General features: G+C 70.3%; 10 protein-coding genes. 6 read left to right on the forward strand and 4 right to left on the reverse strand.

What is annotated here, in order from left to right:
• Position 1: 1 nt before the first annotated feature.
• From HUW46_RS38390 to HUW46_RS38400, 3 genes are read right to left on the reverse strand one after another with little or no spacing between them, the layout of a single operon-like run.
• On the reverse strand, positions 2 to 1,804 hold the full coding sequence (locus HUW46_RS38390) for a right-handed parallel beta-helix repeat-containing protein (protein ID WP_254125353.1): 1,803 nt from the start codon (positions 1,802 to 1,804) through the stop codon (positions 2 to 4).
• 24 nt (positions 1,805 to 1,828) lie between these two features.
• The gene (locus HUW46_RS38395) at positions 1,829 to 2,245 is read right to left on the reverse strand and encodes an adenylyltransferase/cytidyltransferase family protein (RefSeq protein ID WP_215543593.1); all 417 of its coding nucleotides are present in this window, start codon (positions 2,243 to 2,245) and stop codon (positions 1,829 to 1,831) included.
• The gene (locus HUW46_RS38400; protein ID WP_254125355.1) at positions 2,242 to 2,904 is read right to left on the reverse strand and encodes a CDP-alcohol phosphatidyltransferase family protein; all 663 of its coding nucleotides are present in this window, start codon (positions 2,902 to 2,904) and stop codon (positions 2,242 to 2,244) included. The genes HUW46_RS38395 and HUW46_RS38400 overlap by 4 nt, the downstream gene beginning before the upstream one ends.
• Before the next feature lie 383 nt (positions 2,905 to 3,287).
• Between HUW46_RS38400 and HUW46_RS38405 the strand changes: the two genes are divergently transcribed.
• The 5 genes from HUW46_RS38405 to HUW46_RS38425 all read left to right on the forward strand — a co-directional run bounded on the left by HUW46_RS38405 (position 3,288) and on the right by HUW46_RS38425 (position 9,914).
• On the forward strand, positions 3,288 to 4,919 hold the full coding sequence (locus HUW46_RS38405) for an AAA family ATPase (protein WP_215543595.1): 1,632 nt from the start codon (positions 3,288 to 3,290) through the stop codon (positions 4,917 to 4,919).
• 2 nt (positions 4,920 to 4,921) lie between these two features.
• Positions 4,922 to 6,202: a hypothetical protein gene (locus HUW46_RS38410; RefSeq protein ID WP_254125357.1), complete on the forward strand. Its 1,281-nt coding sequence runs from the start codon at positions 4,922 to 4,924 to the stop codon at positions 6,200 to 6,202.
• Between the two features lie 95 nt (positions 6,203 to 6,297).
• On the forward strand, positions 6,298 to 6,903 hold the full coding sequence (locus HUW46_RS38415) for a malonic semialdehyde reductase (protein WP_215543596.1): 606 nt from the start codon (positions 6,298 to 6,300) through the stop codon (positions 6,901 to 6,903).
• A gap of 439 nt (positions 6,904 to 7,342) precedes the next feature.
• Entirely contained in the window at positions 7,343 to 9,373 is a 2,031-nt protein-coding gene (thrS, locus tag HUW46_RS38420) for a threonine--tRNA ligase (protein ID WP_215543597.1), read from the forward strand.
• Positions 9,366 to 9,914 carry an HIT family protein gene (locus HUW46_RS38425; RefSeq protein ID WP_215543598.1) on the forward strand — a complete coding sequence of 183 codons (549 nt, stop codon included), beginning with the start codon at positions 9,366 to 9,368 and terminating at the stop codon, positions 9,912 to 9,914. The genes thrS and HUW46_RS38425 overlap by 8 nt, the downstream gene beginning before the upstream one ends.
• Position 9,915: 1 nt before the next feature.
• Here HUW46_RS38425 and HUW46_RS38430 read toward each other — a convergent pair whose 3' ends face one another.
• Positions 9,916 to 10,461, reverse strand: coding sequence for a YceI family protein (locus HUW46_RS38430; protein WP_215543599.1), 546 nt, complete (start codon positions 10,459 to 10,461; stop codon positions 9,916 to 9,918).
• A gap of 114 nt (positions 10,462 to 10,575) precedes the next feature.
• Between HUW46_RS38430 and HUW46_RS38435 the strand changes: the two genes are divergently transcribed.
• Positions 10,576 to 11,163 carry a MarR family winged helix-turn-helix transcriptional regulator gene (locus HUW46_RS38435; RefSeq protein WP_215543600.1) on the forward strand — a complete coding sequence of 196 codons (588 nt, stop codon included), beginning with the start codon at positions 10,576 to 10,578 and terminating at the stop codon, positions 11,161 to 11,163.
• The last annotated feature ends 24 nt before the right edge of the window (positions 11,164 to 11,187 follow it).

The raw sequence follows: 11,187 nt of genomic DNA on the forward strand, positions 1-11,187 counted from the left end.
CTCAGGAGTGCCCGCGCGTGGTGAGCACGCCTATATCGGGGTCGTTCACGGGTTTCACGCCGAGCGCGGCCGCGATGTCGGCGGGCAGCGGCTGCCCGGCGCGAACGCCAGGCACCCCGGGGCGGAGCCGGTAGTCGCCTTTCGCGGGGTCGGCGAACATCGCGGCCGCGGGCGCGGTCTGCAGCGCGTGCGCGTCCTGCCCGGTGGCCTTGGTGAACTCGGCGAGCGTGCGGAAGTCCGCTGTCCTGCCCGCACCGACGGACCACGTCAGCAGCGTGCCGGTGCCGGGAACGGGCCGCAGGTACGCGTTCCCGTCGCTCCTGGCGACGAAGGCGGCATTACCGCCCTGATCCTCCTTGTAGTCGGCGGACTCCACGAACCGCGTCCCGGAACCGGCCTGCACGTACAGGTTGTTGGCCAGCACCGTGCCGCTGGTCAGCCAGCGCAGCCCCGCCTGCGCGCTGTACGGGTCGACCTCCGGTGAGCGGGGGTCGTTGTAGAGGCCAAGATCGAGCGCGTTGCGGTCGAAGGTGTTCTGGTGCACGCGGACGCCGTCGGAACTGGAGATCTTCAGGCCGCGCGCGCGGTTCCCGGCGATCACGTTGCCCGCGATGATCGCGCGCGAGGACACCTCGTAGTACAGGCCGTTGACCGCGTTGGCGCGGGCGATGTTGCGCGCCACGAGCGCGTCCGTGCAGCCGAGGTCGCACCACCAGCCGGAGGCGATGTTGTCCTCGAACACGTTGTCCACGATCACCGGGCGCTTGGTGTGGGTCACCTTCATCCCGGCCGCGCCGATCGCCTCGCCGGACAGCGTGAACCGCTCCTGGTTGTTGGCGGCGAACCGGCCGCCGGTCACCCGCAGCCCGTCCGCCTTGTTCGCGACGAGCCCGGCGAGCCCGTTGTCCACGAACGATCCGCCGACGACCCGGCCACCGGGCTGGGAGATCAGCGCGCCGGTGGACGCGGACCAGGCGAAGGTGGTGTTCTCCAGGGTCACGTCGGGCGCGTTGGCCACGACCATCGCGGCGCGGTTGCCGTAGTCCTGGTTGCTGGCGTACTGCGCGATGCCGACGCCGCGGATGACGCTGCCGCGCGCGCCTTCGCCGTCGAACTGGAGCAGCCGGTCGAACTTGGTGGCTTCGACGGTGTGTCCCGCCGGGTTCTCCCCGAGCACGAGCGCTTTGTCGTCGGTGTCGACGAAGAACGTGCCGGGCCGGACGTCGTCGGCGTCGTCGACCTGCTTCAGCGGGCGGCCGTCGACGAACACCATGTCGGGCAGCCCGGCCAGCGGGTGCGCGGAGTCGATGATGGCCTTGAGGAAGCACGTGCGGCACAGGTCCGGGTTCCAGCCCTCGTGCCGCCAGCGCCCGCCGTTGGCCTTCCACCCGCCGACCACCACGGTGCCCTTCAACCACGCCTTCTCGCCGGGGTAGGGCTGGAGCGTGATCCGCTTCTTCACCATGCCGACCGTCTCGCGGTAGGTGCCGCCGCGGAGCACGATCGTGGCGCCTTGAGGTGCGCGCGAGAAGGCCGCCGCGACGGTGCGAAGGGGGGCGGCGACCGTGCCCGCCGCGTGGTCGTTGCCGCCCGGTGCGACCACGATGGCGCCGTCCGGGACCGGGTACTCGGTCGCTTCTAGCGGGAGGTCGGCCGCGCTGGCCGTCACCTCGTCGGCGCCGGGAGCGTCGTGGCGCGCGCCGGGCAGCAGTGCCGCGATCACCACCCCGGCGACGGCCAGTACCGCGACGGCCCAGAGCAGGGTCCGCCGCGGCGACCGTCTCGGAGGCGGGTCTTGGGACACTGTTTCCTTCAGGTGGCTCAGCGGTCAGGAAGGGATCGAGATCAGCTTCCGCAGCGCCGAACTCGATGTGTGCATCGTGTACGGAAAGTAGATCACCTTCGCGCCGACTTCGCCCAGCCGAGCCTCCAGCAGCTTCCCCCGTTCGGTGCCGCGCCAGTCGTCGCCCTTGAACAGGACGTCGAACCGGAGTGCCTCCCAGGCGGCGAACTTGTCGACGTGCGGATCCGGGACGGCCTCGTCGACGTACCGGACGCTGCGGACGATCTCGATGCGCTCCTCGAACGGCACGATCGGGAGCTTCCCCTTCGCGCGCAGCACCACGTCGTCGCCGACCACCCCGGCGACCAGCCGGTCGCAGTGCTCGCTCGCGCGCCGCAGGATGTTCAGGTGTCCGATGTGGAACATGTCGTAGGCGCCGGGGGCGTATCCGACGACCGTCATGCCGATCCTTCCTGTCCTTGCCCGCTTCGCCGTCCGAGCTCGCGCGCGTCGAGGTACCACTTCGGCAGCGCCGCGGCGAGGAACGCCGCGTTCGCCGCGAACAGCAGTCCGTACAGAGGTTCGAACACGGCGGGAAAGCCGAGCAGTGCGAAGCTGAGGCACAGCACGCCGTAGTCGGTGGGGACAACGAGCAGCGAACGGAGCGGAGGCGGCTTCCCGCCTGGTCGGCGGGCGGCGCCTGCCCGGTGCCGGAGTTGTTCGTTCAGGATCAGTGCGAAGAACTGCACCGAGGCCACCACCGAGAAGCCGATCGGTACCAGCAGGAAGCCCCTTGGCAGATCCGAAAAGCGATATGCCGAGACGAGCACGGACAAATGGAGCGCCGCGATCTTCAGCGCGTCGATCACGTGGTCGAGCCATTCGCCGGCGAGGCTGCCGCCGCCGCGCAGCCGCGCGAGCTGCCCGTCCGCGGCGTCGAAGGCGTACCCGGCGACGAGCGCGAGGCAGACCGCGAACCCGGTGACCGGCACCGGCGGGGCCAGCGCGATGATCACGATCCCGGTGAAGGTGAACGCCGCGCTGATCGCGCTGACCTGGTTCGGCGTGCGGCCGAGGTGGTAGGCGGCCGCGGCGAGGTACCCGCCTGCCCTCCGGTTCACGAAACGTGAGTAAGCGGGCGCGCCTTTCGCGCTCTTCTGGGCGGACGGCAGCCTCTCGAGGGTTTCGGTGAACCGTGTGCCCTTGGCCGGGGACCTGTTCACCCGGCCCCGCCGGGCCGTCTCACGCTGACGCTGCTGGCGCGCTTGCTCATGAAGGTTTTCTCACGAATCCTGAAGGTGGGGACACCGTAATCCGGGAGAGGCTATCAGTGCGGGGGCGGCCGTCTCTTCGGCAATTCGGTTACAGTGCCCTCACGAACCGAAAACGGTGTCCTCCAACACTTTCCGCTAACGCCAGGGTGCTCGGCTCGCGGTCGGCGGGGCCTGGGGGTGCTGGTATATTCCGCCAGCCACGCTCGGTGAAACGATCGGACACAAGACGTATGGAAGAGCAGCCGTCACCGAAGATCCTCGATGCGCTCTGGCGGTATCGGTGGACTTCACTGGCGATCGTCGCGCTGGTCGTGCTGGCCAGCGCGCTGGCCGCGTGGCTGCTGGGCGGTACCAGCAGCGCGGGCGCGCGGATCGTGCTGAAGGCGCCGGACAAGGCGGGCGTCGTCGGCGTCGACGCGTCCAGCGAGACCGCGTTCGTGCGTTATGTCAACCAGCGCGCGCTGTTCCTGGTCTCCGACCGGGTCCTGTCCGGTGCGAGCGCGAACCTCGCGGGCGCGGTCCCGGTGGACGTGCTCCGCGACGAGGTGACCGCGAAGGCCTCCGACAACGGCGAGTCCATCATGGTGACCGTCAACGCGGGCGACTCCGACAGTTCGGCTTCGATCGCCGACGCGGTGACCAAGGCCTACCAGGCGGAGTCGCGGGCGGACGTGAAGGCGGCGGAGCAGAAGACGCTCGACACGCTCGCCGCCCGCCGTCGCGACGTGCTCGCCTCCGTCCCGCCCGACAAGGGCGCCGACCCGAACACACTGGCCGCCGGGCCGACGCTGGGGGACCTGGACAAGCAGGCGACGCAGGCCAGGGTCGCCGCCGAGCAGTTCGGCGACGGTGTGTCCTTTGTGGACAAGGCGGTGGCGGACGGGACGAGCGTGCTCGGCACGGTCGCGCGCGATCTCGCGATCGGGTTCGTGGTCGGGCTGCTCGTCGCCGGCGCCGTGGCGTGGGTGCGTGCCGACCGCGACCGCCGCATGCGCGACAGCGACGACCTCACCGCCGCGACCGGCGAGCCGGTGCTCGCCGAGATCGAACTGCTCGCCGAGCCGGAGCTCGCCGCGGTGCGCGAGGTCGGCAGCCATCCGCTGTGGCCCTACCAGTTCGCCGCGTCGAGCCTGCGGACCTCGGTCGAACGCGGCGTCGTCGTGGTCACCGCGAGCGCGCCGGGCGACGGCAGCACCACCTCGACCTTGCAAATGGCCACCGCCGCCGCCAGGAGCGGGGCGCGCGTGCTCGTCGTGGACGCGTCGGTCCGCACGCACGGCCTGTCGGACCTGCTCGGCCTCCGGTACGACCCGAAGGGCCTCACCTCGATCGCGGTCGGCGCCGCCAGGATGGACGAGTGCACCCGCGTCGTCGACCTCGGCGACCGCGTCGCGCTGTGGGCCATCCCGGCGGGGCAGTACCAGGAGGCCACCCTCGACCACTTCCGGTCCAGCCTGCTGCAGGCGGCGGTCGTGGCCATGCGCTCGGCCTACGACCTGGTGCTCATCGACACCGCGTCGCCCTCCATCGCACCCGAGGTCACCCCGGTGATCAAGGAGTCCGACGGCGTCGTGGTGGTCGTCCGGCGCGACCGCGAGGCCCGGCTCGTGCACCGGTTGCGCGAACAGATCCGCCTGCTGGGCGGGCAGATCACCGGGTACCTGTTCACCTTCGCGCGCCCGCAGCCGGACACCCCGCACCGCGCGGTGTCCGCGCGGTCGCGGCAGCCGATGGTGCAGCAGGGCGGGGCGGGGCAGCAGCACCGCGGCCAGCAGCAGTCCCCGGCGCAGCAGACGGTGCCCGCGCAGCCCGCCGTCCACAAGGGACAGCAACAGCCGAAGCAACCCCAAAAGCAACAGTAGCGTTGGCGGGACTCCGGGCACTGCGAGGTTTGCTCGGCAGGCTGGGTGCGCCGGTCCTGTCGCAGGGCATCACGGCGGGCACGAGCCTGCTGCTGCAGGTGCTCGCCGCCCGTGCGCTGGGGCTCGCGGAGTACGGGGCGTTCGCGGTGTACCTCGCCGTGCTCGTCAGCGCTACCGCGCTCTACACCGGTTACGTCGGCGACAGCCTCGCCGTGCTGGACCGCCGCGATCCGCGGATCCGGTCGGCGTTGTCGGCGAGCGCGCTGATCGGCCTCGCGCTGTGCTTCGCGGCCGGGCTCGTCACCTCGCTGGTCCTGCGGCACGGCGACTACGTCGCGGCGCTGCTCTACGCCGTGATGCTCGTCGGCTGGCTGGTCGAGGAGACCTTCCGCAGGGTGCTGATCGCGCGCCAGGAGTTCTGGAAGCTCGTCTGGAACGACACCGGGTACCTGCTCGGCACCGCCGTCGCGCTCGGCGCGTGGTTCGCCACCGGCGCTCCGGTCACGCTGCCGATGCTGTTCGCCGCGATGGGCGTCGGCACGATCACCGCCATCGCGCTCGGCTTCGCGCAGGTGCCGCCGTCGGAAAGCCGCGGCGTCCGGCCGGGGTTCGCGGGGCTCGCCGAGGTCGCGGCGTTCGCGGGCTGGCGGTCGCTGCACGCGACGCTGCGGCCAGCCGCGCAGCTCGCCGCCCGCGTGCTCGTGGCGAACCTGGTCTCGTTCACCGCAGTCGGCATGCTGGAGGCCGGGCGCCTGCTGATCGCGCCGCTGCAGGTGGTCGTCAACGGGGCGGGCGGGTTCCTGCTCGCCGGGTTCGCGGCGGGGGAGCGGAAGGGGCGCGCGGACCACGGCCTCGCCCGCCGCGCGGCGGTCCTGCTGACCGGTGCGACCGTGCTGGGCGGCCTGGTGCTGACGGTGTTCGCGCACCCCTTGGGCACCTTGCTGACCGGGCAGCCGGTCGATCCGGTGCTGCTGCTGGGCTGGGTCGCGTACCTCGCGGTCTGGGCGGTGGGGCTGCCGTACGTCACCGAAGTGGTGGCGCGAAAGCTCGCGCGGACGGTGTTCGCCGTGCGGCTGGTCGATTCGGTCGTGGGGCTGGGGCTCGCGGCGGCCGCGCTGGTGCTCGGCTGGCCGGTGGCCGCGGTGCCGTGGCTGCTGACCGTCGGCGGGGTGTACTCGGCGTGGCGGCTCGGGCTGATCGCGCTGCGCACGCGCGAAGCCCCCGGCGACGAGAAGACCGTCCGGATCGACCTGGAGGCGACCATGCGGTTCCCGCCCGTGTGATCCGCTACACACGGAGAAGTAGTTGAGAGCGAAATAGTAGAGGGCTCAACTATGTTGGTGATCGGCAGAACGCCCGACTCGAAAGGTGCCGATCCATGACCTCGACCGTTTCTTCGCTCCAGCTGCCCGGTGACGTCCAGGACCTGTTGTTCCGCGAAGCCCGCACGGCCAACACCTTCAGCGGCGAGCCGGTGAGCGACGACCAGGTGAAGGCGATCTACGACCTGGTGAAGTGGGCGCCGACCTCGATGAACACGCAGCCGCTGCGCGCGCTGGTGATCCGTTCCGACGAGGGCAAGGCCCGCCTGCTGCCGCACATGGCCGAGGGCAACCGCGCGAAGACCGGCACCGCCCCGGTCACCGTGGTGCTCGCCGCCGACCCCGACTTCCACGAGAACCTGCCGAAGACCTTCCCGCACAAGCCGGACGCCAAGGACCTCTTCGGCGACGCCGGCGCCCGGCACGAGTTCGCCAGGCTCAACTCGCTGCTGCAGGTGGGCTACTTCATCATCGGCGTGCGTGCCGCCGGCCTCGCCGCGGGCCCGATGACCGGGTTCGACGCCGAGGGCCTCGACAAGGAGTTCTTCGCGGACAACGGCTGGAAGTCCCTCGTGGTGATCAATGTCGGCAAGCCAGGCGAGAACCCGTGGTTCGACCGCCTGCCCCGCCTCGACTACGACGAGGTCGTCGAAACCGTCTGACCCGTTTCCCGGGAGCTGCATTTCCCTGATGCCCCGAAGGCCAGGGCATGAGGGCTCGCGGCCGCCGAGCGCGCGAGGGGTGCGATCGTGGCGTCTTGCGCCCCGAAGGCCACCCTCGGGGCATGCTCAGCTCCGGCCGCACGCCCGCGAGGGCCGAGAAAGCGGCGCTGGAGTCCCCGAAGGTGGCCTTCGGGAGGCTGGACGCCCCTCGTGCGCTCGACCGCCCGCGACGCACGTGCCCCGAAAGGGACCTTGAGGGCGTCCAGTTCCCCGAAAGTCGCCTTCGGGGCATCGGGTACGGATCACCCGACCTCCCGCAGGGGCCACCTCGCCGGGGCGCCCGTCGACGGGCACGGGGAATGCGGTCGAGGCGCCGTGCTGGTGGCGGCTAGCATTCACCGGGTCAACAGTTCGTGATCTCGTGCTCTAGGAGCCCATCGTGTCCCTCTCGCCCGCAACCGCAGCCGTGCCCGCCCCGCGCGTGGTGGTGCCAGCGGGGACTACGGCGAGTGCCGCGGTACGGGCCGCGGACCTGCCGGGGAAGGGCCCGGACGCGATCGTCGTGGTCCGTGACACCGAGGGCAAGCTGCGCGATCTCGCTTGGAGCCCCGAGGCGGACACCGAGGTCGAAGCCGTCGCCGCGAACACCGACGACGGGCGCAGCGTGATCCGCCATTCGGCGGCGCACGTGCTGGCCCAGGCCGTCCAGCAGCAGTTCCCCGAGGCGAAGCTGGGCATCGGCCCGCCGGTGAAGGACGGCTTCTACTACGACTTCGCGGTGGACACCCCGTTCACCCCGGAAGACTTGCAGGCGCTGGAAAAGCGCATGAAGCAGATCATCAAGGGCTCGCAGCAGTTCTCCCGCAGGGTGCTCGGTTCGGTCGAGGAGGCCAAGGAGGAGCTGGCGAACGAGCCGTTCAAGCTCGAACTGGTCGACCTCAAGTCCGAAGTGGACACCGCGGAGGTGATGGAGGTCGGCGCTGGCGAGCTCACCAGCTACGACAACCTCGACCCGCGCACCAAGGAGCGCGTGTGGAGCGATCTCTGCCGCGGCCCGCACGTCCCGACCACCAAGTACATCCCGGCGTTCAAGCTGACCCGCGTCGCCGCGGCGTACTGGCGCGGTAACGAGAACAACCCGCAGCTGCAGCGGATCTACGGCACCGCGTGGGAATCGGCTGAGGCGCAGGACGCCTACCTGGAGCGGCTCGCCGAGGCGGAGCGGCGCGATCACCGCAAGCTCGGCGCCGAGCTGGACCTGTTCTCCTTCCCCGAGGAGATCGGCTCCGGGCTGCCGGTGTTCCACCCCAAGGGCGGCATCATCCGCCGCGAACTGGAGAACTATTCGCGCCGCCGCCACGAGGACGCGGACTACGAGTTCGTGAACACCCCGCACATCACCAAGGCCGGGCTGTTCTACACCTCCGGGCACCTGCCGTACTACGCCGACACCATGTTCCCGCCGGTGCGGTTCGAGGAGGAGGACTACTACCTCAAGGCCATGAACTGCCCGATGCACCACCTGATCTTCCGCTCGCGCGGGCGGTCCTACCGCGAACTGCCGTTGCGGCTGTTCGAGTTCGGCGCGGTGTACCGGTACGAGAAGTCCGGTGTGGTGCACGGCCTCACCCGCGTGCGCGGGCTGACCATGGACGACTCGCACATCTACTGCACCCCGGAGCAGGCGCCGGGCGAGCTGCGGTCGCTGCTGAACTTCGTGCTGGACCTGCTCGCCGACTACGGGCTCTCGGACTTCTACCTCGAACTGTCCACTCGCGACGATTCGCCGAAGTTCATCGGCGAGGACTGGCAGTGGGAGGAGGCCACCGAGACGCTCCGCCAGGCCGCCGTCGACTCCGGGCTCGAACTCGTGCCCGATCCCGGTGGCGCGGCCTACTACGGGCCGAAGATCTCGGTGCAGGCGCGGGACGCGATCGGCCGGTCGTGGCAGATGTCGACGATCCAGCTCGACTTCAACCACCCCAAGCGGTTCGAGCTCGCCTACACCGCGCCGGACGGTTCGCGCCAGCAGCCGGTGGTCATCCACCGCGCGCTGTTCGGGTCGATCGAGCGGTTCTTCGGCGTGCTGACCGAGCACTACGCCGGCGCGTTCCCGGCGTGGCTGGCGCCGGTGCAGGCGGTCGGCATCCCGATCACCGCGGATCAGGTCGAGTACCTGCGCGGCGTCGAGAAAGCGTTGCGGGACAAGGGAATCCGCGTCGAGGTCGACGCGAGCGACGATCGCATGCAGAAGAAGATCCGCACCCACACCACGCAGAAGGTGCCGTTCATGCTGCTGGCGGGGGCGAAGGACGCGGACGCGGGCGCGGTGTCGTTCCGCTTCCGCGACGGCGGGCAGATCAACGGCGTCCCGGTGACCGCCGCCGTGGACGCGATCGTCGACTGGGTGCGGCGGCGTGAGAACGCGTCGCCGACCGCGGAGGCGCTGGAGGCCGTGCTCGGTGAGTGAGCAGGAGTTCGAGGCGCAGGACGGGGTCGGGGTCGAGGACGCGCTGCAGCGGTTGTGGACTCCGCACCGCCTCGCCTACGTGCAGGGCGCGGACAAGGCGGACGGGGACGAGCCGAAGGGCTGCCCCTTCTGCCGCCTCGTCGAGCGCGACGACGCCGAAGCGCTCATCCTGGCGAGGGGGAAGCTCGTCTACGCGGTGCTGAACCTGTACCCGTACAACCCCGGCCACCTGATGGCGGTGCCCTACCGGCACGTCGCGGACTACACCGACCTGACCCCGGAGGAGACGGTCGAACTCGCCGAGTTCACCCAGCGGGCGATGACCGTGGTGCGCGCGGTGTCCGGCGCGCACGGGTTCAACATCGGCATGAACCAGGGCGTGATCGCCGGCGCCGGCATCGCCGCCCACCTGCACCAGCACGTGGTGCCGAGGTGGGGCGGCGACGCCAACTTCATGCCGGTCGTCGGCCACACGAAGGTGCTGCCCCAGTTGCTGGGCCAGACCCGCGAACTGTTGGCAGGGGCCTGGCACGAGCGCTAGCTCAGGCCTTCGCGGCCTGCAGTTCGATCTCGATCTTGACCTTCTCGCTCAGGAAGGCGTTGCCTTCCGGGCCGACGCCGAAGTCGCGGCGGTTGACCGTGGTCTCCGCCGAAACGCCGAGGGTGTCGGTGTTGTCGTTCGCCGGGTTCGGGTTCACGCCGTTGAACTCCGCGTTGAGCGACACCGGTACCGTGGCGCCGCGCCAGGTCAGCTCGCCGTCGATGACGTAGTCGCCGCCGTCCTCGCGGATACCGGTCGAGCGGAAGGTGATGGTCGGGTGGTTCTCGATGTCGAAGAAGTCGGCCGCGCGGAGGTGGTCGTCGCGCTGGGAGTTGCCGCTGGCCACCGAGGCGGCGTCGATCTCGACGGTCACCTTCGAGTCGAGGATGTTCTCGGCGGTGACGACCTCGCCGGAGAAGGCGGTGAAGTTGCCGCGGGACTTGGCGATCCCGAGGTGCTTGACGCTGTAGGCGACGTCGGAGTGCACCGGGTCGATGGTCCAGGTCGAGGCGACGTACCCGGGCAGGTTGGTGGTGGACGTGCTCATGTGTTCGGTGCTCCTGGTTCGATCGGCATGGCTGAAGTTCACGGGGCGTTCACTTGGTTGAGCCCTCAACAATCACTGTAGCGCAGTTTAGTTGAGTGCTCAACCAGGAGTACTATGGGTGTCATGCCGGAATCTCCCCGTTGGCTCAGCGAGCACGAGCAGCGCGTGTGGCGCGACTTCTCCGCGGCCTTCGACATGTTCCGGGCACATGTCGAAGGCCAGCTCCAGCATGAGTCCGGGATGCCGCACACCTACTACGAAGTGCTGGTCAAGCTGTCCGAGGCGCCAGGCCACACCCTGCGGATGAGCGAGCTCGCCGAAGCGTCGCGTTCGTCGCGGAGCCGTCTTTCGCACGCCGTCGCCAGGCTCGAAGCCAACGGCTGGGTCCGGCGCGAATCGTGCCCCACCGACAAGCGCGGCGCTTGGGCGTCGCTCACCACCGAGGGCTTCGCGGTGCTCGAAGCCGCCGCTCCCGGGCACGTCGAGGCCGTCCGGCAGGGCTTGTTCGACGCGCTCACCCCCGAGCAGGTCACGGCGCTGGGGGAGATCAGCGCGGCCGTTCTCGGGCAGCTCGCGCCCCGGTGCGAGGCGGCGAAGGCGGCCGAGGAAGAGGCCTGCCGGCAGGCGGGGGAATGCGAGGCGGACGAGGCTCCCGGCGCGCCGGGGACAGTGCGTAACGGGACGCGGAGTGCCGCCTTATAGGCTTCGGACGCCCCGTCCGCTCAT

The sequence above is a fragment of the Amycolatopsis sp. CA-230715 genome (genome assembly GCF_018736145.1).
Classification (GTDB): Bacteria; Actinomycetota; Actinomycetes; order Mycobacteriales; family Pseudonocardiaceae; genus Amycolatopsis.

Bases quoted from the DNA above. Each gene is read 5' to 3' on its own strand.
- HUW46_RS38395 (WP_215543593.1), bottom strand. From the start codon at position 2,245: ATGACGGTCGTCGGATACGCCCCCGGCGCCTACGACATGTTCCACATC.
- HUW46_RS38430 (WP_215543599.1), bottom strand. From the start codon at position 10,461: ATGAGCACGTCCACCACCAACCTGCCCGGGTACGTCGCCTCGACCTGG.
- HUW46_RS38405 (WP_215543595.1), top strand. From the start codon at position 3,288: ATGGAAGAGCAGCCGTCACCGAAGATCCTCGATGCGCTCTGGCGGTAT.
- HUW46_RS38435 (WP_215543600.1), top strand. From the start codon at position 10,576: ATGGGTGTCATGCCGGAATCTCCCCGTTGGCTCAGCGAGCACGAGCAG.
- HUW46_RS38415 (WP_215543596.1), top strand. From the start codon at position 6,298: ATGACCTCGACCGTTTCTTCGCTCCAGCTGCCCGGTGACGTCCAGGAC.